Origin of the sequence: Peptoniphilus duerdenii ATCC BAA-1640, assembly GCF_000146345.1 — a bacterium.
Classification (GTDB): Bacteria; Bacillota; Clostridia; order Tissierellales; family Peptoniphilaceae; genus Peptoniphilus_B; species Peptoniphilus_B duerdenii.
On the sequence record NZ_GL397071.1, the window covers coordinates 551,151 to 571,945 of the forward strand.

General features: G+C 29.8%; 22 protein-coding genes. 21 read left to right on the plus strand and 1 reads right to left on the minus strand.

From position 1 onward, the window contains the following. Positions 1–58 precede the first annotated feature (58 nt). The gene (locus HMPREF9225_RS09985; protein ID WP_083773012.1) at positions 59–265 is read right to left on the minus strand and encodes a plasmid mobilization relaxosome protein MobC; all 207 of its coding nucleotides are present in this window, start codon (positions 263–265) and stop codon (positions 59–61) included. Positions 266–643: 378 nt separating this feature from the next. On the opposite strand from HMPREF9225_RS09985, the gene HMPREF9225_RS02520 reads away from it, so the two are divergent. From HMPREF9225_RS02520 to HMPREF9225_RS02620, 21 genes are all read left to right on the plus strand, one after another. Continuing rightward, positions 644–1,216, plus strand: coding sequence for a TetR/AcrR family transcriptional regulator (locus tag HMPREF9225_RS02520; protein ID WP_008901362.1), 573 nt, complete (start codon positions 644–646; stop codon positions 1,214–1,216). A 103-nt stretch (positions 1,217–1,319) separates the two neighbouring features. Beyond that, positions 1,320–3,059 (plus strand): ABC transporter ATP-binding protein, encoded by a 1,740-nt coding sequence (locus tag HMPREF9225_RS02525; protein ID WP_008901363.1) that lies wholly within the window; start codon positions 1,320–1,322, stop codon positions 3,057–3,059. Beyond that, a complete protein-coding gene (locus tag HMPREF9225_RS02530; RefSeq protein WP_008901364.1) occupies positions 3,052–4,761 on the plus strand; it encodes an ABC transporter ATP-binding protein in 1,710 nt (569 codons plus the stop codon). The genes HMPREF9225_RS02525 and HMPREF9225_RS02530 overlap by 8 nt, the downstream gene beginning before the upstream one ends. A 2-nt stretch (positions 4,762–4,763) precedes the next feature. Beyond that, positions 4,764–5,003, plus strand: coding sequence for a hypothetical protein (locus HMPREF9225_RS02535; protein ID WP_008901365.1), 240 nt, complete (start codon positions 4,764–4,766; stop codon positions 5,001–5,003). Between the two features lie 43 nt (positions 5,004–5,046). Next, on the plus strand, positions 5,047–5,337 hold the full coding sequence (locus HMPREF9225_RS02540) for a CD1845 family protein (RefSeq protein ID WP_008901366.1): 291 nt from the start codon (positions 5,047–5,049) through the stop codon (positions 5,335–5,337). 86 nt (positions 5,338–5,423) lie between these two features. Further along, positions 5,424–6,401, plus strand: coding sequence for a replication initiator protein A (locus tag HMPREF9225_RS02545; protein ID WP_040551282.1), 978 nt, complete (start codon positions 5,424–5,426; stop codon positions 6,399–6,401). A 14-nt stretch (positions 6,402–6,415) separates the two neighbouring features. After that, positions 6,416–7,273: an ATP-binding protein gene (locus tag HMPREF9225_RS02550; RefSeq protein ID WP_002838954.1), complete on the plus strand. Its 858-nt coding sequence runs from the start codon at positions 6,416–6,418 to the stop codon at positions 7,271–7,273. 14 nt (positions 7,274–7,287) lie between these two features. Continuing rightward, positions 7,288–7,779 carry a PcfB family protein gene (locus tag HMPREF9225_RS02555; RefSeq protein WP_008901369.1) on the plus strand — a complete coding sequence of 164 codons (492 nt, stop codon included), beginning with the start codon at positions 7,288–7,290 and terminating at the stop codon, positions 7,777–7,779. A gap of 197 nt (positions 7,780–7,976) precedes the next feature. Next, positions 7,977–8,183, plus strand: a complete 207-nt coding sequence (locus HMPREF9225_RS02560; RefSeq protein ID WP_008901370.1) for a hypothetical protein — start codon at positions 7,977–7,979, stop codon at positions 8,181–8,183. A gap of 44 nt (positions 8,184–8,227) precedes the next feature. After that, positions 8,228–10,030, plus strand: coding sequence for a VirD4-like conjugal transfer protein, CD1115 family (locus HMPREF9225_RS02565; protein ID WP_008901371.1), 1,803 nt, complete (start codon positions 8,228–8,230; stop codon positions 10,028–10,030). 155 nt (positions 10,031–10,185) lie between these two features. Then, positions 10,186–11,052, plus strand: a complete 867-nt coding sequence (locus HMPREF9225_RS02570) for an Abi family protein (protein ID WP_040551283.1) — start codon at positions 10,186–10,188, stop codon at positions 11,050–11,052. 191 nt (positions 11,053–11,243) lie between these two features. Continuing rightward, complete coding sequence (locus HMPREF9225_RS02575; protein WP_002838912.1) at positions 11,244–11,567, plus strand: hypothetical protein; 324 nt, start codon at positions 11,244–11,246, stop codon at positions 11,565–11,567. Next, positions 11,568–11,783 (plus strand): Maff2 family mobile element protein, encoded by a 216-nt coding sequence (locus HMPREF9225_RS02580; RefSeq protein WP_002838961.1) that lies wholly within the window; start codon positions 11,568–11,570, stop codon positions 11,781–11,783. Between the two features lies 1 nt (position 11,784). Next, positions 11,785–12,648 (plus strand): VirB6/TrbL-like conjugal transfer protein, CD1112 family, encoded by an 864-nt coding sequence (locus HMPREF9225_RS02585; protein ID WP_004838430.1) that lies wholly within the window; start codon positions 11,785–11,787, stop codon positions 12,646–12,648. A 17-nt stretch (positions 12,649–12,665) separates the two neighbouring features. Next, positions 12,666–12,923 carry a hypothetical protein gene (locus tag HMPREF9225_RS02590; RefSeq protein ID WP_040551284.1) on the plus strand — a complete coding sequence of 86 codons (258 nt, stop codon included), beginning with the start codon at positions 12,666–12,668 and terminating at the stop codon, positions 12,921–12,923. Continuing rightward, positions 12,923–13,261 carry a PrgI family protein gene (locus HMPREF9225_RS02595; RefSeq protein ID WP_002838958.1) on the plus strand — a complete coding sequence of 113 codons (339 nt, stop codon included), beginning with the start codon at positions 12,923–12,925 and terminating at the stop codon, positions 13,259–13,261. Before HMPREF9225_RS02590 ends, HMPREF9225_RS02595 begins: the two co-directional genes overlap by 1 nt. Beyond that, positions 13,258–15,753, plus strand: coding sequence for a VirB4-like conjugal transfer ATPase, CD1110 family (locus tag HMPREF9225_RS02600; protein WP_008901374.1), 2,496 nt, complete (start codon positions 13,258–13,260; stop codon positions 15,751–15,753). Before HMPREF9225_RS02595 ends, HMPREF9225_RS02600 begins: the two co-directional genes overlap by 4 nt. Beyond that, positions 15,725–16,690 carry a DNA-methyltransferase gene (locus tag HMPREF9225_RS02605; RefSeq protein ID WP_008901375.1) on the plus strand — a complete coding sequence of 322 codons (966 nt, stop codon included), beginning with the start codon at positions 15,725–15,727 and terminating at the stop codon, positions 16,688–16,690. The genes HMPREF9225_RS02600 and HMPREF9225_RS02605 overlap by 29 nt, the downstream gene beginning before the upstream one ends. 9 nt (positions 16,691–16,699) lie before the next feature. Continuing rightward, a complete protein-coding gene (locus tag HMPREF9225_RS02610; RefSeq protein ID WP_008901376.1) occupies positions 16,700–19,666 on the plus strand; it encodes a C40 family peptidase in 2,967 nt (988 codons plus the stop codon). A 20-nt stretch (positions 19,667–19,686) separates the two neighbouring features. Further along, the gene (locus tag HMPREF9225_RS02615; protein WP_004837916.1) at positions 19,687–19,944 is read left to right on the plus strand and encodes a hypothetical protein; all 258 of its coding nucleotides are present in this window, start codon (positions 19,687–19,689) and stop codon (positions 19,942–19,944) included. After that, positions 19,941–20,795, plus strand: an 855-nt coding sequence (locus tag HMPREF9225_RS02620) for a leucine-rich repeat domain-containing protein (protein ID WP_008901377.1), incomplete at its 3' end; no start/stop codon positions are given. The genes HMPREF9225_RS02615 and HMPREF9225_RS02620, both read left to right, overlap by 4 nt.

The following is a 20,795-nucleotide window of genomic DNA, read 5'->3' on the forward strand; positions in this document are numbered from 1 at the left end:
TAAATTTTGAATGATTTGAAGATCTTTAACACTTAAATCTGATTTTATATTGCAAGATTTATTTTGTTTCCTTAAGAAGTAGGGAATGGATCTGCCATATTTCTCTTGATAATTTTTCTATCTGATTATTCATAGATTCAATTTCATTTTTGTAAATAACACCAGTTGTATTAGTAGCTTTTGCAATCTGGTTTATATTATTTGTTGCATTTGAAAGTAGCCATTGAAGATCTCTAAATGGTTCTAAATCTATTAGCCATCTTATTCTCCTTTATAAAATATATTTCGGGGTCTTAGGGTTCTCCCTAACAAGGTAAAAATTAGCAGTAGACTTCAACCAATCGCTAATTATATTAGTTCTTGGGAAGTCCTTGCATAGTACCTACCAAACACTCAAGTAAACTTTCGTGTGGTTAGGTGCGTAAAAAATGGAGCATACCGTCAAGGTCTGCTCCATTAATTTTTTCGTAAGTGGGTACTCACTTACTGTGCTTGCTATTAAAGTTATAAGCGTTAAGCGTTTTATTCATAATAAATCAATTATACCATACTCAGAATATAATTTCAGGGCACTATTGACAAATATTGAATTTAGATTTATTATTAAATTGAGATTCAGTATTTTATTCGAAAGAGGTGTGATATGGCACAAGTATTGAAAGAAGAAGTTAGAAATAGGATACTTGATGCAGCAGAAAAAGTATTTTATAAAAATGATTATAGAGGTGCTAAATTAACAGAAATTGCAAAAGAAGCAGATATTCCTGTGGCACTAATTTATACCTATTTTAAAAATAAGGAAGTTTTGTTTGATGCAGTAGTATGTTCTGTTTATATAAACTTCGAGTCAGCTTTTAATGAGGAAGAATCCTTGGAAAAAGGTTCTGCTTCTGAAAGGTTTGATGAGGTTGGAGAAAAATATATTCACGAGCTTTTAAAAGAGCGTAAGAAGTTAATTATTTTAATGGATAAAAGCTCAGGTACAAAGCATATAGAAGCAAAACAAAAACTCATATCGCAAATGGAGGCTCATATTGAAGTTAGTTTAAAGAGACAATCAGAAGAGGAATATGATCCAATGCTTGCCCATATTTTAGCCAGTAACTTTACGGAGGGGCTTCTTGAAATAGCGAGACACTATCAAAGTGAAAAGTGGGCAAAAGATATGCTAAAACTTATTGCAAGGTGTTATTACAAAGGAGTGGAATCCTTATAATGAGCACTAAGAAATAGACTTTGCGTAATCAGCAAAGTCTTACTTTAAACCTTAATACTGAATTAAGATTCAATATTATTCAATTTTGAAAGGAGAGTTGTTCATGCCGGAAAAAGAATTAAGGAAAAAAGTGATTGGGAAAAATAGTTTATCCAATTCACTTCTTGCTTTAAAAATAGTATTTGATTTGATACCACAAATCTTACTTGTATATTTGATTAGTTCTTTAATCACAAACAATATTAACGAAGGTAATTTAAAGTATATATTCTTGGGAATCTTTATATCGTTTGTATTAAAAGGAGTGTTTTATTATTTTGCAACAAAGGTTGCCCATGAGAAAGCATACGAAAAATTAACAGAACTTAGGTTAGATATTATCGGTCATCTGAAAAAACTAAGTTTGGGATTCTTTAAAGAACATAATACAGGAGAGCTTACCAACATTGTTCAACATGATGTAGAGCAAGTGGAAGTATACCTTGCCCATGGTCTTCCTGAAATAATGGCAGTTACACTTCTGCCTACCATTATTTTTGTAGCTATGATTTTTGTTGATTGGCGTCTTGCTCTTGGAATGATTGCTGGAGTTCCACTCATGTATTTGGTAAAAGTTCTTTCACAGAAAACAATGGATAAAAACTTTGCTATTTATTTTAACCACGAAAAAAAGATGAGAGAAGAGCTAATGGAATATGTAAAAAATATTTCTGTTATTAAGGCTTTTGCTAAAGAAGAGGAGATAAGTGAAAGAACATTAAAAACGGCAAGAGAATATGTTTACTGGGTTAAAAAGAGCATGGGGATGGTTACAATCCCAATGGGACTCATTGACATATTTATGGAAATTGGAGTGGTAATTGTCATGATTTTGGGAAGTATCTTTCTTTATCATGGGAATATTACAACACCTAATTTTATACTTGCAATTATTTTATCGTCTGCTTTTACTGCATCTATAAGTAAGACTGCTACATTGCAACATTTTTCTATTGTGTTTAAGGAAGCATTAAAGTCTATAGGAAAAGTTTTAACAGTTCCGCTTCCGACCAAGAATACAGAACAAGGTTTAGAGTTTGGAAATATAGAATTTAAAGATGTGAATTTTGCATATGGAAAAGATGGTTTTGAGCTTAAAAATATCAATTTAACTTTTAAGAAAAATAGTTTGAATGCCTTTGTAGGAGCAAGTGGTTGTGGGAAAAGTACTGTATCTAATTTGCTTATGGGATTTTGGGATGCAGACGAAGGACAAATACTAATAAATGGAAAAGATATAAAAGAATATAGTCAAGAAAACATATCAATGCTGATTGGTAGTGTGCAACAAGAAGTTATCCTTTTTGATTTAAGTATTTTTGAAAATATAGCAATCGGAAAACTAAATGCAACAAAAGAAGAAGTCATAGAAGCAGCTAAAAAAGCAAGATGCCATGATTTTATTTCAGCGTTGCCAAATGGATATGAAACACGAGTAGGTGAAATGGGAGTTAAGTTATCCGGTGGAGAAAAACAAAGAATATCAATTGCGAGAATGATACTTAAAAATGCACCGATTTTAATATTAGATGAGGCCATGGCAGCTGTTGATAGTGAAAATGAAAGACTAATCGGTGAAGCGATTGATGATTTAAGTAAGGATAAAACTATCATTACAATTGCTCATCATCTAAATACGATTAGAGATTCAGACCAAATTATAGTTATGGATAAGGGTGTTGTTCTTGATGCAGGAAGCCATGAAGAGCTGATGAAAAGATGTGATTTTTATAAGGAGATGGTTGAAGCACAGAACAAGGTAGATAGATGGAATTTGAAAGAGGTGGTAACAGAAAATGTTTAGAGAAATGTTAAAACTACTAACAAAAACCGGCAAGAGAGATTTGATTATATCAAGTGTATTCTTTGCCCTTTATGGACTCAGCTCCATAGCCATGATTGTTATCGTATTTTCTATACTGTTCCAAATCTTTGACGGAACGAGCTTAGCAAGCCTATATAAATATTTTATTTCTATTGGATTACTTGTAGTCTTCAAAGGTATTTGTAATATGGTCGCAGATATGAAAAAGCATAGTGCAGGTTTTGATATTGTTCAGCAAATAAGAGAACGCATGATTATTAAATTGAAAAAATTCAGCTTAGGATTTTATACCAATGAACGACTTGGGGAAATAAATACAATTTTACACAAAGATGTTGATAATATGTCCCTTGTTGTAGGACACATGTGGTCAAGAATGTTTGGAGATTTTTTGATAGGTGCAGTCGTATTTATTGGTCTTGCAAGTATTGATTTAAAACTTGCTATTCTAATGGCTGTATCTGTTCAGATTGCACTTATCTTTCTATATCTGACAATTAAGCAATCTGAAAAAATAGAGAATCAGAATAACTCAGCACTTCTTGATATGGTTAGCCTATTTGTTGAATATGTTAGAGGAATACCTGTATTAAAGAGTTTTTCAAACAATAAGAGCTTGGATAATGAGCTTATGAATAAAACAAAGAAGTTTGGAGAAACAAGTAAATCAGCTTCAAGATTCAAGGCAAAACAATTATCTATATTTGGGTTTTTACTGGATATTGGATATTTGGTTCTTTTAATTGCAGGAACAATATTTGTTGTAAAGGGAAAACTTGATGTACTTAATTTTATTATCTTTGCGGTAATTTCAAAAGAGTTTTATAAGCCGTTCGCTTCTATGGAACAACACTATATGTACTATGTTTCGGCGGTGGACAGTTATGAAAGACTTTCAAGAATTTTATATGCAGATGTAATCCCGGATAAAGTGAATGGGATTATTCCGAAAGATAATGATATAGCTTTTGAAAACATAGATTTTTCCTATGAAAAAGATGAATTTAAAATGGAAAAATTGAGCTTTTCTATTGCTGAAAAAACAATGACAGCCTTAGTTGGAGAATCAGGTAGTGGAAAGACTACTATAACCAACTTGCTTTTAAGATTTTATGATGTGCATAAAGGAAAAATTACCCTAGGAGGAACTGATATAAGGGATATTCCTTATGATGAGCTTTTAGATCGTATTAGTATAGTCATGCAAAATGTTCAGTTGTTTGATAATACCATTGAAGAAAACATCAAGGTAGGTAAAAAAGGAGCAACGAAAGAAGAAATCATTGAAGCTGCAAAGAAAGCGAGAATACATGATTTCATTATGAGTTTACCAAAAGGTTATGAAACTGATATTGGAGAAAATGGTGGGATTTTATCAGGTGGACAGAGACAAAGAATATCTATTGCAAGAGCTTTTCTAAAGGATGCACCTATTTTAATTCTTGATGAAATGACAAGTAATGTTGATCCTGTAAATGAATCTTTGATACAAGATGCTATTACAGAACTTGCAAAGAATAGAACTGTACTTGTAGTGGCTCATCATTTAAAAACAATTCAAAAAGCTGACCAAATTCTCGTATTTCAAAAAGGAAATTTACTTGAAAAAGGAAAGCATGGGGAACTTCTTGAGAAAGATGGTTACTACACAAAATTATGGAAAGCTCAGTACGAGGTATAATCATGATTTTATTAAAAGATGTTTCTTATGAATGGGAAGATGGGCGAACTGCTTTAAAAAATATCAATCTTGAAATTAAAAAAGATGAATTTGTTTTAATTTCAGGGAAAAGTGGAAGTGGGGACAGTGATATAATGATGACAGATACAATAAATCCATTAAAATCAAAGTTTAAAGGCTTCCACAAAACTTTTAAACAAGACGATTTAGGATTAAGTCTGTCATCTTTTTTATTAAATTAACAAAAAAGAAAAGAAAACATAAGTAATAAGGATTGAAGAGAATATGATAATATTTAGAGTTTTTTTTAAAATCATATTGTTTCCTATTAGTATAGCGTTAAGTATCATCACTCTATTTTTAACGTTTGTATTAGGACTCAGCACAATATTTTTTAAACTGATTTCATTTATTGCTATTATGGGATTTTTGGGATCTGTTTATCATGGAGAAAAAGCACTTGCTATAGAGGCAATTATACTAGCATATCTTTTCAGTCCTTATGGTTTACCAGTGCTAGGATATTTTATTATAGAAGTGATAGAAGGAGTGAATGAAAGAATAAAAGCAATTTAAATATAAAAATAAATAGATTAAAACGATGAAAAAGAGATAGCAAAATCAAAGCTATCTCTTTTTATATGAAAAGAAAGGGGGCTATGATGAAAGAAATAGTTAAATTTGAATACTATTATGGCAATGAAGCAGAACAATATTCATTTTTTAGGATTCCCAAAACTTTATTTACCGACTTAAATTTTAAAAAACTATCTGTAGAAGCAAAAATTCTTTATGGAATTCTACTCGATAGAATGAGCTTGTCAATTAAGAATAAATGGTTAGATGAAGAAAACAAGGTATACATCATCTATACCATAGAAGAAATTATGGAAGTATTAAACTGGGGGAGAAATAAGTCGGTTAAAGTAATGAAAGAAATTGAAGAAATAGGATTATTAGAAAAAAAGAGGTTAGGACTTGGAAAACCAAATTTACTCTATGTAAAGAACTTTATTTACACAGAAAATAATAAAACTACAGAAGTTTCAAAAGCAAACCTCAAGAAGTTTAAAAAACAAACTTCAGGAAGTTTAGAAAACAAACCTCAAGAAGTTTCAAAAGAGGACTCTAATAATACTAATATTAATAATACTGAAACTAATAATACTGATTTTAATAATACCACCCCCATATCCCCCTTAGAAAAGCTAGGAGAAAAATCAAAAAAAACTTTGGAGGAGGAAGAATTAAAAGAAACTATAAAAAAGAATATATCTTATGAAACCTTTGAAAAAGTAAGAATAGAAGAAAAGAAGCAAGTAGATGTAATGATAAATGTACTTGTAAAAGCCTTAACTAGCTTTACAAACATTAAAATAGGAGGGAGGCATATATCCAATGAAAATTTTAAAGAAAGATTTCTAAGTCTTAACTATAAACACATAGACTATGTTTTGAAATACCTAAGAGAAAATGCTCCAAAGGATATTAGAAACATTAATGCTTATCTACTGACTCTCTTATACAATGCAGATGAAAATATTAGAAACATAGAAGTCATAAAGAGAGAAGATCAGAAAAGAGAAAATTATGACTATAGTAATGATGAGGATATATGGAGAGAAATTTTAAATACTTGATAGGAGAGGAGCATATGGAATTAATAAAAGAAATCCTAGAACAGAAAATAAAAAATGCAGAAACAAATAGTCCATCAAAAGATGAAGAAAATAGGAGTTATATAGATCAAGAAACAGGATTAAAATATTGTGCAAAATGTAAAACACCAATTGAAAAAGAAATAGACTTCTTTGGAGAAATAAAAAAAGTTGGTATTTTATGTCAATGTAAAAAAGAAAGACAAAAATTAGAGGAAGAAAAAAGAAAAGAAAATAAAAGGCTTTTAAAAATTGAACACTTAAAAAAAGAGTGTTTTTCTGATCCTATCTTATTAAATTGGAATTTTAAAAATATGGACAAAGATAGTGAGCATGAAAAAGTAGCAAAAAATTATGTGGAAAAATTTGATGAAATATATGAAAATAATATAGGATTAATTCTCATAGGGAATGTGGGATGTGGAAAAACATATCTTGCAAGTGCTATAGCAAATGCTTTACTAGAAAAAGAAATATCAGTCAAAATGACAAATTTTTCAGTAATTTTAAATGATATGACTAACTTTGAGATTGATAAGAGTAAGTATATAGATAACCTAAATCATAAGAAACTATTAATTATTGATGATTTTGGAATGGAAAGAGATACAGATTTTGCAGCTGAGCATATCTTTAACATAATAGATAGTAGATATAGAAGTGGGAAACCTCTAATTATAACAACAAACTTAAATATATCAGCTTTAACTAATCCTGAAACTATAAAAGATAAAAGAATTTACTCAAGGATACTTGAAATATGCAGTCCCATTATATTTACAGGAGAAAATAGAAGAATAGAAAAAATGAAGGAGAAATCAAAATTAGCCTATGAAATATTAAAAAAAGAATGAAAGTAGGTGAGTGAATGCAAAATGATGATATAAATAGCAGAACAATAGCCATAGTAAAAAAAGCGGGGATAGTTACAGCCAAGCAAGTTATAAATTTGATGAAGAAAATATTAGAAATAAATAAACATAAAGCACAGACAGAACAGTTAAGACCCTTAGAAAAATTTAAAAAAGTAAAAGTAAAAGACCTTGTAAAAAAAGGTAAAGTAGAAACCTTAGAATTAAATGACATAGACTTAAAAGCATTGAAAAAAGAATTAAAAAGATATGGGGTGAAATTTTCCATAAAGAAAGATTTAGAAAATGGAAACAACATTATCTTTTTTCAAGCAAAAGATATAAAAGTAATGGAACAAGCTTTTAAAAAGACAGTCCAGAAATTTACTAAAGATAAGTCAAGAAAAAGGAAATCTGTAATAGAAAGGCTTAATAACTTCAAGGATAAAGTCAAAGATACTATTGACAGAGATAAGGTTAAACATAAGCATCAGGAACAAAGTTTATAATAAAAGCACTTGGATATATAATATATATGATGAGAAGGCATGAATAGCTTTATTGTTGAATACTATGAAAAAGAAGATTGGAATCATCCAGTAGAAGAATTTCTCTTATCTATAGATAAAAAATGAGAGCAGAAGCATTAGGAAAGAAACTAAAAAATACCTTTGAAAGTAAGATATAAGTATAATGGTGGTTCAAAATGACAAATAAAAAAATATGTTCTATATGTAACTCAAAGATGAGACAACAGTTTATAGGTCTATTACATTGCAAGTGTGGTATAAGTTATCATAAAGATTTAGGATATTTTAAAAGAAATGAAAATATGATGTTTGTCTTGGAAAGAAAAAAGATAGGTAAAAAAATAAAACAAGTTCCAGTAATAAGATATAAAAAAGATAAATAAGATACTAATGGGTAGAGAAATCTACTCTTTTTTATGGAGAGGAAGTGATTAATTCGAAAATACTAAATGAAATAATAAAAGATATAAAAAATGTTTTTAAGATAAGAGATAAGAAGAAATTTGTATTAGAAAATTTTCCTTACCTCTTATTTTTTTATATAGGAAATATCTTTGCAAGCCATGTCAACTCTTATGTAGGAGGAGATATAATAGATAGAATTCTAGTGGCTTTTAGTCAAATAGATACTTTAAAATATATTCCATCATTAAAAATAAAAAACCTGATACCCGGTCTAATTCTATCAGTAGTTATTAAGTTAATCCTTATACAGAAAAAGAAAAAAGCAAAAAAGTTTAGAGAGGGCAGAGAATATGGATCGGCAAGATGGGGAAATGAAAAAGATATTGAGCCATACATTGACAAGAAGTTTGAAAACAATGTGCTACTAACTCAAACAGAAAGACTTACCATGAACAATAGACCTAAAAATCCAAAATATGCTAGGAATAAAAATGTATTGGTAATTGGAGGTTCTGGTAGTGGTAAAACAAGGTTTTTTGTAAAGCCGAATCTCATGCAAATGCACTCTTCATATGTAGTGACCGATCCAAAAGGAACATTAGTCTTGGAATGCGGAAAAATGTTGGAAAGAAATGGATATGAGATAAAAATACTAAATACAATAAACTTTAAAAAATCCATGAGATATAATCCCTTTGCATACTTGAAAAGTGAAAAAGATATTTTGAAATTAGTACAAACAATAATTGCAAATACTAAGGGAGAAGAAGAAAAATCAACTGAGGATTTTTGGGTAAAAGCTGAAAAGCTCTACTATACAGCCTTAATTGGATATATTTTTTATGAAGCTCCTAAAGAAGAACAGAACTTTACAACTCTACTTGCTATGATAGATGCAAGTGAGGTAAGAGAAGAAGATGAAAATTTTAAAAATGCAGTAGACTATATGTTTGAAGCATTAGAAAAAGAAAAGCCAAATCATTTCGCAGTAAAACAATACAAGAAATACAAACTTGCAGCAGGAAAAACTGCCAAATCAATCCTTATATCCTGTGGAGCAAGACTTGCTCCTTTTGATATTGAAGAATTAAGGGATCTTATGAAAGAAGATGAATTGGAGCTTGATACACTCGGAGAAAAGAAAACAGCTTTATTCGTTATAATATCAGATACAGATGATACATTTAACTTTGTGGTATCAATAATGTACTCACAATTATTTAATCTATTATGTGATAAAGCAGATGACGAATATGGCGGAAGACTTCCTATTCATGTGAGATGCCTACTTGATGAATTTGCAAATATCGGCTTAATTCCTAAATTTGAAAAGCTTATTGCAACTATTAGAAGTAGAGAAATATCAGCTTGTATAATATTACAAGCACAATCACAACTAAAAAGTATCTATAAAGATAACGCCGATACCATAGTTGGCAATTGTGACTCAACACTCTTTCTAGGAGGAAAAGAAAAAACAACATTAAAAGAATTATCTGAAAGTTTGGGAAAAGAAACAATAGACCTATATAACACATCAGAAACAAGATCAAATCAAAAGAGTTTTGGTTTAAACTATCAAAAAACTGGAAAAGAATTAATGAGTCAAGATGAAATAACTGTAATGGATGGTGGGAAATGTATCTACCAATTAAGAGGAGTTAGACCATTTCTTTCAGATAAATTTGACATAACCAAACATAAGAATTATAAGTTCCTTGAAGATTATGACAAGAGAAATATATTTGACATAGAGAAATACCTACAGAGAAAAGATGAGGTTAAGTTAAAAGAAAGTATGGTAGTTGAAATATTATATGAATAAATTTAAAATTAAATAAGAAGTAAGATAGATATTAGGAAAGATTAAAAGAAAATACTTGACAAAAAATATTATATAACATATAATAATGTCAACAGCACCCGACACGCCTCTTAACAATGCGGACCAAGTCGGGTCATTTGATTTTAGGAGAAAAAATGAAAAAAATCCACCAAGAACCGATTAGTATAGAAAATCAAGTAAAAAACTTAATAGACTTAGGACTTTTAGTAAAAGATAAAACTTATGCTAAGAAAATTCTTGGAAGAATATCCTATTACAGGCTGATTAAAGCTTATAGTGTCACATTAAAAAAAGATGGAAGATATATATCAGGAATAAGTTTTGAAGATATTGTAAGTTTATATAAATTTGATAGAGAACTTAGACAACTCATATTTGAAATAATAGAACATATTGAAGTTTCTTTAAGAGCAGTTATCACAAACTATTTTTCTTTAAAATATGGGAATTTTGGTTACAAAGATTTGTCAAATGTGGGAAAATATAAAAACAGATATAAAGAAGCATTAAATGATTTAGAAAGAGAAACAAAAAGAAATAGACGCTCACCCTTTATAAAAAACTTTAAAGACAATTATGAAGGTGGAGAAATTCCGCTATATGCAGTGATAGAAGTAGCAAGTTTTGGAACTTTATCTAAAATGTATAAAAATATGAAAAATGAAGATAAAAGTAAAATTGCAAAAGTCTTTCATACAGACTACCATTACTTTGAATCTTGGATAGAAAATTTTGCCTATATAAGAAATATATGTGCCCATTATGGCAGGCTATATGGAGCAAAGCTTACAAAATCACCAAAGCTATATAAAGAATATTTAAAAAAGAATATTTCAAACAACACAATATTTGCTACATTAGTAAATCTTAAAATAGTTTCTGAAGAAGAAAATTACAAAAAATTTTATCATGATTTAACGGAACTAATAGCAAGATATGAAAATATTGAACTAAGGCATGTTGGCTTTATAGAAAACTGGAAAGAATTACTAAAACCATAAAATTAAATAGAGAAATTTACACCGAAAAAAAACATTTCGGTGTTTTTTTATGCCCAAAGGAGGAAGAATGAAATATATACGAGATGAGCCGAAAAAATAAGATACAGAGAAAAATGAAATATTAATGAATTAGAAGTAGAAGCGATAGAGAAAACTATCGCTTTTTTTATGGAATAAAGGAGATAGAACAAATGGAAAGAGAAATGCTAAATATTAATGGAAATCTAGTAGGAGAAATAAAAACAACTGCAATAGATACAAAGGAAGGAGAAAAAGAAGTAGCTAACTTCACAATAGTTAGAAAGAACAAAGAAGAAGGAAAGGTTAAAAAAGAATATATCTACTGTAATCTCTACGGAGAAAAGGCAAAAAGTGTGAAGGAATTTAAAAGTGGAGAATACATCCATATTTTTGGATATTTTAAGGAAACAAAAAAAGAAGACAAGACATTTAAAAATTTTATAGTAAAGCACATAAATAAAATTGAAAAAGAAGAAAAAGAGGAGGAAATATAAATGGAATTTTTTACACAAGCAGTAAATGTATTAAAAATATTAGTTACAGCAATTGGTGCAGGGCTTGGAGCATGGGGTGTTATCAACCTGATGGAAGGTTATGGGAATGACAACCCTGGTGCTAAATCTCAAGGTATTAAGCAGCTTATGGCTGGAGGGGGAATTGTACTCATAGGTTTAAAACTAATACCGCTATTAGCAAACGTGTTAAAATAAAATGTTTAATATAGTAGATAAGATCAAAGAGTTTTTTTCGGAGATACTTATTGATATGATCAAGGAAAATTTAAGCGGAATGCTCCTTGATATAAATGACAAAGTATCAACGATAGCAAATGAGGTAGGAAAGACTCCGAGTGGATGGAACTCGGAGGTTTTTCACTTCATAAAGTCTATTTCAGAAAATGTAATACTTCCCATAGCAGGTCTTATCATAACGGCTGTACTATGTATTGAATTAATTCAAATGGTAATGAACAAAAATAATATGCATGACACAGATACCTTTGATTTTTTTAAATATATGATAAAAATGTGGATAGCAGTATGGCTTGTATCTCATGCTTTTGACTTTTCTATGGCAGTATTTGATGTGGCACAGAATTTAATAGGAAAGGCAGCAGGTGTGGCAAATGCTAGTGCAAAAGTTTCTCCAGGTGATATAGCTAATATGGTAGATAGCCTAAAAGGAGAGTCAATAGGAAAATTAATGACTATAGTACTAGAGACATCAATTGTAAAGATGATAATTCAAGGGATATCAATACTCATTACAGTTATTCTATACGGCAGGATGATAGAAATATATATTTATACTTCAGTTTGCGCCATACCTTTTGCCACAATGGGCAATAAAGAATGGGGAAGTATTGGAACAAACTATATAAGAGGGCTCTTCGCACTTGGCTTGCAAGGTTTATTCCTACTTATATGCGTAGGAATTTATGCCGTACTTGTTAAGACTTTAAATATATCAGACATACACAAAAGTATTTTTGAATTACTAGGATACACCTTAATACTTGGTATAACTATGATGAAATCAGGAAGTATTGCAAAATCAATTTTAAATGCTCATTAATAAAAAAGGAGAAGATGATGAAAATTAGAAGAAAAAAGGACAAAAAAATCAATCTAAAAACACTTGGAACAATAGGACTCCCAATACTTTTAATAGGGGGATATATTACAAGAGAAATACAAAATAGAATGATTATAAGAAAAATATCGGAAGTTTTAGATAATAGAGAAGAAACGAATGAAAAAGTCTTAGAAATAGCAGTGAATATGGGAAAATCATTAGAAGATCTGAACAGAGAAGACATATATGGCTTTTACTTAGAGGGTTTAGAATAATGGCTTATGTAAATGTCCCAAAGGACTTAACGAAAGTAAAAACAAAGGTAGCTCTAAATCTAACAAAAAGACAATTAATTGGATTTACAATTGCAGGTCTAATAGGCTTTCCAGTATATTTAATGGTAAAAAAAGTGCTGCCTAATGACCTATCTATGTTAATTATGATAGGTGTGTCTTTTCCTATAATATTTGCAACTCTTTATGAAAAGGACGGGATCTATTTTGAAAAATATTTAAAGTATATTATAGATAAGAAAAGACAGACAAGTATAAGGATATACAAGACAGAATGTATTTATGATATAAAGAAACAAAGAAAGGAAAGGAGTAAATGAATCAAATACAGAAAAAACAACAGAAAAAATTAAATCAAGAAAAAAGAAATTTAAAAAAACAAAAAGAAGATTTAAAAAGCATTAGTATAAGTCAAAAAAAGATGAAAAAAGCAAATATTTCTAAAGAAAAAGGAAAGCCCAAAAAGAAGCTTTCCTTTTTTGGTGGGAAGAAGAAAAAGAGCGTTCAGGAAACAATCCCTTATTTAAGAATGTTGAGAAATGGGATTTGCCAAGTTGAGAAGAACAAATTTAATAAAATGATACGTTTTTTAGATATTAACTACCAGCTTTCAACAGAAGAAGATAAGGAAAGTATATTTAATGAATTTTCAAGTTTTTTAAACTATTTTGATCCAAGTGTTGATATAGAACTTTCATATATTAATCGCATAGGAAAAAATGAAGAAGTAGAAAAAAACATCAATGTTCCGGATAGAAACGATTCATATAATGAAATACGAAAAGAGTACAGGGAAATGCTAAAAAATCAGAGTCAAAAAGGAAATAATGGACTTACTAAATATATGTATATCACCTTTAGCTTACAAGCACAAGATTTAAAAGAGGCAACTACAAGACTTGAAAGAATGGAAATGGATATATTAAATAACTTTAAGCAGATGGGAGTAAAAGCTTATGTATTAAGTGGATATGAAAGGTTAAAGGTTATTCACGATATATTAAATCCGAATAAGAATTTTGTTTTTTCCTTTGAAGACCTAAAATATAGTGGACTATCTACTAAGGATTATATAGTACCAGCATCATTTAACTTTTCATCTCACAATCAATTTAAAATTGGAGAATACTTTGGAGAAGTAAACTTTCTGCAAATTCTAGCACCTGAATTATCAGATAGATTATTATCAGAATTTTTAGGGGTTGAAGAAAATATGATTGTAACATTTCATATAAATTCCATTGATCAAACAGAAGCTATAAAGATGATTAAAAGAAAAATAACGGACTTGGATAAAATGAAAATTGAAGAAAATAAGAAGGCTATAAGATCAGGATATGATATTGATATTCTTCCAAGCGATTTAATTACCTATGGTAATGATGCTAAGAAACTATTGGTAGAACTTCAAAATCATAATGAGAGAATGTTTGTCATAACTATTTTGTTTACAAATATGGAAAAAAGTAGAAAGAAATTGAGTAATATAATCTTTCAACTAAATTCAATAGCAGGTAGGCATAATTGTGTATTGAAAAATCTTAACTATAGACAGGAACAAGGACTAATTTCCTCCCTACCACTTGGGAAAAATGAAATCGAAATAAAAAGAGGACTTACAACTAGCTCTACAGCAGTCTTTATTCCTTTTACAACAGAAGAGTTGTGCTTAGAAGGAGAGAGCTTATACTACGGATTAAATGCTTTAAGTCGTAACATCATTATGACAGATAGAAAGCTTTTAAAGAATCCAAACGGTTTAATACTTGGAACGCCTGGTAGTGGTAAATCTTTTTCGGCTAAAAGAGAAATTACCAATGCTTTTTTAATTACACAAGATGACATCATTATCTGTGATCCGGAAGGTGAGTATGGAAATTTAACTAAGGCACTAGGTGGAGAAGTTATAAAAATATCGCCAACAAGTAAGGATTATATAAACCCGTTGGATATAAATGTAGACTATGCCGATGAAGACAATCCCTTATCTTTAAAGTCTGACTTTATTCTTTCACTGTTTGAACTTGTAGTAGGAAAGGAAGGATTAAGTGCAGAAGAAACTTCAGTAATTGATAGATGTCTTCCGATATTATATAAGGATTACTTCGACAATCCCATTCCTGAAAATATGCCAATTTTAGAAGATTTATATAATTTACTTTTAAAACAAGAAGAAAAGGTAGGGAAAAAATTAGCGGTAGAAATGGAAATTTATGTCAAAGGTAGTCTTAATGTATTTAACCATAGGACTAATGTAGATACAGGCAATAGAATTCTTTGTTATGACATTAAGGAATTAGGAAAGCAACTTAGAAAAATAGGTATGTTAATTGTTCAAGATCAAGTGTGGAATAGAGTAACTATTAATAGAAATAAGAAGGAAACCAGATATTACTGTGACGAATTCCATTTGCTTTTAAGAGAAGAACAAACAGCCTCATATTCCATAGAAATTTGGAAGAGATTTAGAAAATGGGGCGGGATTCCAACAGGATTAACACAAAATGTAAAGGACCTTTTAGCCAGTCCCGAAATAGAAAATATATTTGATAATACAGATTTTATCTTAATGCTTAATCAAGCTAGTGGTGATAGGGAAATTTTAGCTAACAAGTTAAATATATCTCTTTATCAGTTATCCTACGTCACAAATTCCAATGAGGGAGAGGGATTACTATTCTATGGAAACACAATAGTACCTTTTGTAGATAGATTTCCTAAAGATACAAAATTGTATAAGTTAATGACAACTAAACCAGAAGAATTAAAGGAAGGGATAGAAATTGATAGACAGAGAGAAGTTAAAAACTAACTATATTATTAATTTAGATGCAATTTCTGCTCTAAAGGAATTTCCAGATAAAACATTTGATTGCTGTATTACATCTCCTCCATATTATGGACTTAGAGATTATAAAGCAGAAGGACAAATTGGAAGAGAAGAAAGTCCGGAGGAATATTTAAATAAATTAATTGAAGTCTTTAGAGAAGTAAAAAGAGTATTAAAAAAAGAAGGAACACTTTGGGTAGTTATTGGAGATTCTTATGCAGGGACAAGAAGCAAAAAAGAATATAAAGATCCTAAAAACATAGAAGGAAGAAGTGGTCAAAAAGAGTCTATTACAGAAAAACTCAGTGGCTACAAGGCAAAAGACTTAATGGGGATACCTTGGCAACTAGCTTTAAAATTAAGAGAGGACGGTTGGTATTTGCGAAGTGATATTATTTGGCATAAGGAAAATGCCATGCCTGAGTCTTGTAGAGATAGACCATCAAGGTCTTATGAACATATCTTCCTACTATCAAAAGCAAGAAAGTATTTCTATAACTTTGACGCTATGAAAGAACCAATAAAAGAAATAAGCAAGAAAAGATATATGAGGGCAAGAGGAAAAAATAATAAGTATTTACAAGAAGGTACAGGAGCTAAAAGACAGAGCATAAATGAAGCAAGAGAGTATGGAGAATATATAGGAGATAATGTCCCTAAGTTTAGAAACAATAGAGATATTTGGACTATTAACACCAGTGCATTTAAAGGAAAACACTATGCGGTATTTCCACCAAAACTGGTAGAACTTTGTATAAAAGCAGGATGTCCTAAAAAAGGCTTGATTCTTGATCCCTTTATGGGTTCAGGAACTGTTGGAATGGTAGCTATTAGGATGGACAGAGAATATATTGGAATCGACATAAACAAAGATTACTGTCAAATAGCTAAAGAAAGGATTGAGAAAAATATTAAATAGGAGGTGTATATGAAAAAGAAAGGGAAAGTAAACCCAAGAGATGTACCAAAGACCAAGCTTATATCAGAAAAGAAAGAAGAAAGTAATGAAAAATTCAGTAATATAGAGAGTCCATCAGATTTTTCAAAAAAAGAAATAAATAAAGTAAAAAGCAGGAACAACATAGACAATAATGTTGAAAACTCTAAATATTACTCAGATCATTTGCAAGAAAATAGTCAGAATTTATTCAAAGAAAAAGAAAAGCCAAATAGAGAAAGAAGACAAAGAAAAATCCATGAGGAAAAATTTGCAGAAGCCTCCTATCATAATGAATATCAGCCGGAATATTCGCAACGGCAGCATAGAAAAATGGAAGAAAATGAGGAAAGTAGATATGGTGAATATCACGGGCAAGAAACAGAATACAGGCTAAGTAATTTTAAAGAAAATTTTAATGATGGACCAATTTCAACTAATTCTAATATAAAAAGTAGCATTTCTCCCCAAAAAAATTGCAAGGGGAATAGTAATTTAAAATGGAAGAAAAACGTTGAGAGTGAAAGTTTTAATGGAGTGCAAGAGAAAAAAATAAGGAGATTTAGAAAAGAAGAAGATAAGGATTTTAATATAGAGGTAAGTTCAACATATGATCCCTTATCGCAGGACTCAGATAATGATGGTGTCATAGATCGCTATGACATGAACTTTAGTGATAGCAATGTATCATATAGGGACACAAGAGATGACTATAAGTATTTACCATCTTCTGATGTGCAAAGAAACAATTGGGATGATTTTTCTATTCTTGGTAAGAATAGGAAAGAAAGTTTTCAAAAAAACACATTAAAAAAACTTTACCAATCTCAAAGTCAGTTTAAGGACAAAGGAGAAAAAGCAGAATTAAAATCTTTAAATGGGAAGTTTAAAAGAAAAGACCTATCATATAAGGCAAATGAAGAAGATAAAAAAATAATTCAAGACCTGAATACTAATAAAAAACAAAATAGCAAATATTTCAAAGGCAAAGTTAGAAATTTAGAAGAAAAAGATATGCTAATGGGTAAGGTTTCTAGTGGGAAATTTAGACAGGATAGCCTATCTGAAGGATTCAAAAGTGAATCTGAAAAAAATAAAGACAAATATAATATAAATAAAAAGAATCAAGAAAAAATAGGCACGAAAAAAGAAGTCTTCAAACAGGAAAAAAGCGTAATAAAAAATGAGAATCTTGAAGTAGATGAACTTGATTTAAATCATAGTGGAATTTCTAATAAAAACAAGGGAAAGAAAAGACAAATAAAAGACGCTTTTGATAATACTATAAAGAAAAGCAACTTTGATCCAAAGAAAGAATACACCAGGACAAAAAAAGAAGTACAGGATTCTAAAAATGTATCTGAAAAAAATAAGGTAGATACAAAAAATAAAACTAAATTCCATTCTAAAAAAGATAACAAAAGTGAAAAAGATAAGTTTTATAAAAAGGAAGATAAAATATCAAAACTATATGAGAAAAAGAATAAAAAAGAAAAAGAGTTAATTAAGTATAAGAAAAAGTCAAAAAAAGCGGGTTTAGAAAAACCTATTACTTTTGCGAGTGCTATGACGGCAAACTATCTATATAGTGGGAAAGATGATAATGCAGGTGTTAACGCTGCTTATAAGCTTAGTAGAACTACCGAAGTTGTAGGTAGAGAAATTAGCCATTTTAGAAGAAAAAAACCTTTAAAAACTCAAAGAAAAATAAAATCTTTAGAAGGAAAAATTTATAAGAAAGAAAGTAAACTTCTATTTCAAAGAAATTTTGAAGAATTGAAGAAGACTAAAGCTTATCAAAACTCTAATAAACTGAATCGATTTTTTATGAAAAAGAAGTTTCAGAGAGATTTTAGGAAGAAACACGGGGAAGGTTTAGTAAATAGAGTAAAGAAATCTTTCGCTAATATTGGAAAGAAAACATTGGAAGCTTTAAAAAACAAAGGATATAAGCAAATTTTAATTGCCCTTTGTATTTTAGGACTTTTTTTTATGCTATTTCAAGGAATTAGCAATGTTGGCAGTCTTACTTCAGGATTAACAAGTAATGTTATAGCTACAAGCTATCTATCAAAAGAAGAAGTTTTAATGGATATTAACAATGAATTTACAAGTTATGAATATGCCTTACAAGATGAAATAGATAGTATTAAAGAAAATTATCCAAATTATGATGAATATCATATAAAAGGAGATTCTGTTGGTCATGACCTACACGAGCTTTTTAGCTATTTAACAGCAAGATATGGAGAGATTAAGTCAGCTGAAGAGATACAAAAGGAATTAAAAAAGCTATTTAATCAAATGTATGAGAAAAAATATACTTCAAAGTCTATTACAAAATATGACAGTGAAGGAAATCCATACACCTATAGAATTCTAACATTAACTATAAAAAAGAAAAGTATTGATGAAATAGCAAGAGAAGAATTTGCAAACTATGAAACAAATATGGCTCATTATTTAGCATTACTTGATAGTCAGGGAAATATGAGTGGATATTTTGGATCAAGCTATGGGAACTTGGGAGAGATTATAGACAATCCAAACTTTGGAAATCCCGGTCTTGCTTTTGATTCTGAAACTGCCAAAGCCTTATTTAATGAAGCAGAAAAACATATAGGTAAAAGATATGTGTTTGGAGCAAGTGGACCATCTAACTTTGACTGTTCAGGTTTTGTATGTTGGTCATTTACAAAGTCTGGTGTAAAGAGAATGCCAAGAACTACAGCTTGGCTTATTTATAAAAACTATTGTAATCCAATATCTCCAAGCGAGGCAAAACCTGGGGATATTATTTTCTTTAAAGGCACATATAATTCCGGTACGCCAATTTCTCACGTAGGGATATATGCCGGAAATGGAATGATGCTCCATGCAGGAGATCCTATCCAATATACCAGTATAAACTCAAGATATTGGAAAAATCACTTTTATTCCTTTGGTAGACCAAAATAAGGGGGAAGGAGTAAAAATCTATGAATAAAAAATTAATCAGAAACATAGAAAAACAGAAGAATTTAAGAAAGAAAAAAGAAGAAATTGAAATAGAACTTCAGTTATTAGTAGAGGAACAAGAAGAAATAGAAAATTTAGAGGTCATCAAGGAATTTCGAAGTCAAAAAATATCTCTTGATGAATTTTTATTTATTGTTAGAAAAAATAAGGAAGAAGAAAATAGAGAAAGACAAGAACTTAAAAGAAAAGATACAAATGAAAGTGAGGAAAATTTATGAAAAAAATAACAAGTGGAATTTTAGCTGTGATAATGCTACTTGTAAGTCTAGTGAATATAGTGGCTGTAAGTCCTGTATATGCAAGTACAGATTATAAGGTAGAGTGGACGGAAGATGATTTTATGTATTCCTCTGAGGGAAATATAATTGCCTTTAGTGATAAGGGCTTAGAAAAGAAAGAAAAGACAAATGTTCTAGTATTTCCTGAAGGAACAAAATCTATAAATGGAAATTATTCTTTAAGTCATTTAAACGATGAACTTAGATATAAAAGAGAATTTGGACGTGGCAAACATTGGGATAAAGTAATTATTCCTGATTCTGTTAAGCATTTAGGCTATGCTGCCTTTTACGATGCAAGTATAGACGAGGTAAAACTATCAAATAGGCTAACTTATCTTGGTGGTTTAGCATTTTTTAATTGTGGACTTAGAGAAGTGACTTTACCTGATACTTTGGTAAATATTGAACATAATGCTTTTGAAAGAAATAACCTTCAAGAAATAACTATACCGAAGTCTGTAAAGACAATTGAACAATACGCTTTTTCAAGAAATAAATTGCACACTATAAAAGTTTTAGGCAATCCAAACATTAACAGTAAAGGAGTATTCCATAATCAAGATGTTGAATATAGACCAAAACAAAATCCATTTTACGAAAATCATTTTGGTTTCAACGGAAATCAAGGATTCAAATCTATTCCTAATGGATTAAGGTTTGAAAATGGAGAGTTTGTCTTTGATAAGAACGTAGATAGTGTAGAACTTGAATTTGATTATAACAATGATATGTATCAAGGAAAGATGACTATTTACAATCCAAATAAATATTCCATTGATACTCAAACT

Bases quoted from the DNA above. Each gene is read 5' to 3' on its own strand.
- HMPREF9225_RS02525 (WP_008901363.1), top strand. From the start codon at position 1,320: ATGCCGGAAAAAGAATTAAGGAAAAAAGTGATTGGGAAAAATAGTTTA.
- HMPREF9225_RS02595 (WP_002838958.1), top strand. From the start codon at position 12,923: ATGGCTTATGTAAATGTCCCAAAGGACTTAACGAAAGTAAAAACAAAG.
- HMPREF9225_RS02520 (WP_008901362.1), top strand. From the start codon at position 644: ATGGCACAAGTATTGAAAGAAGAAGTTAGAAATAGGATACTTGATGCA.
- HMPREF9225_RS02585 (WP_004838430.1), top strand. From the start codon at position 11,785: ATGTTTAATATAGTAGATAAGATCAAAGAGTTTTTTTCGGAGATACTT.
- HMPREF9225_RS02540 (WP_008901366.1), top strand. From the start codon at position 5,047: ATGATAATATTTAGAGTTTTTTTTAAAATCATATTGTTTCCTATTAGT.
- HMPREF9225_RS02610 (WP_008901376.1), top strand. From the start codon at position 16,700: ATGAAAAAGAAAGGGAAAGTAAACCCAAGAGATGTACCAAAGACCAAG.
- HMPREF9225_RS02550 (WP_002838954.1), top strand. From the start codon at position 6,416: ATGGAATTAATAAAAGAAATCCTAGAACAGAAAATAAAAAATGCAGAA.
- HMPREF9225_RS02590 (WP_040551284.1), top strand. From the start codon at position 12,666: ATGAAAATTAGAAGAAAAAAGGACAAAAAAATCAATCTAAAAACACTT.
- HMPREF9225_RS02535 (WP_008901365.1), top strand. From the start codon at position 4,764: ATGATTTTATTAAAAGATGTTTCTTATGAATGGGAAGATGGGCGAACT.
- HMPREF9225_RS02575 (WP_002838912.1), top strand. From the start codon at position 11,244: ATGGAAAGAGAAATGCTAAATATTAATGGAAATCTAGTAGGAGAAATA.
- HMPREF9225_RS02615 (WP_004837916.1), top strand. From the start codon at position 19,687: ATGAATAAAAAATTAATCAGAAACATAGAAAAACAGAAGAATTTAAGA.
- HMPREF9225_RS02580 (WP_002838961.1), top strand. From the start codon at position 11,568: ATGGAATTTTTTACACAAGCAGTAAATGTATTAAAAATATTAGTTACA.
- HMPREF9225_RS02600 (WP_008901374.1), top strand. From the start codon at position 13,258: ATGAATCAAATACAGAAAAAACAACAGAAAAAATTAAATCAAGAAAAA.
- HMPREF9225_RS02560 (WP_008901370.1), top strand. From the start codon at position 7,977: ATGACAAATAAAAAAATATGTTCTATATGTAACTCAAAGATGAGACAA.
- HMPREF9225_RS02545 (WP_040551282.1), top strand. From the start codon at position 5,424: ATGAAAGAAATAGTTAAATTTGAATACTATTATGGCAATGAAGCAGAA.
- HMPREF9225_RS02570 (WP_040551283.1), top strand. From the start codon at position 10,186: ATGAAAAAAATCCACCAAGAACCGATTAGTATAGAAAATCAAGTAAAA.
- HMPREF9225_RS02555 (WP_008901369.1), top strand. From the start codon at position 7,288: ATGCAAAATGATGATATAAATAGCAGAACAATAGCCATAGTAAAAAAA.
- HMPREF9225_RS02530 (WP_008901364.1), top strand. From the start codon at position 3,052: ATGTTTAGAGAAATGTTAAAACTACTAACAAAAACCGGCAAGAGAGAT.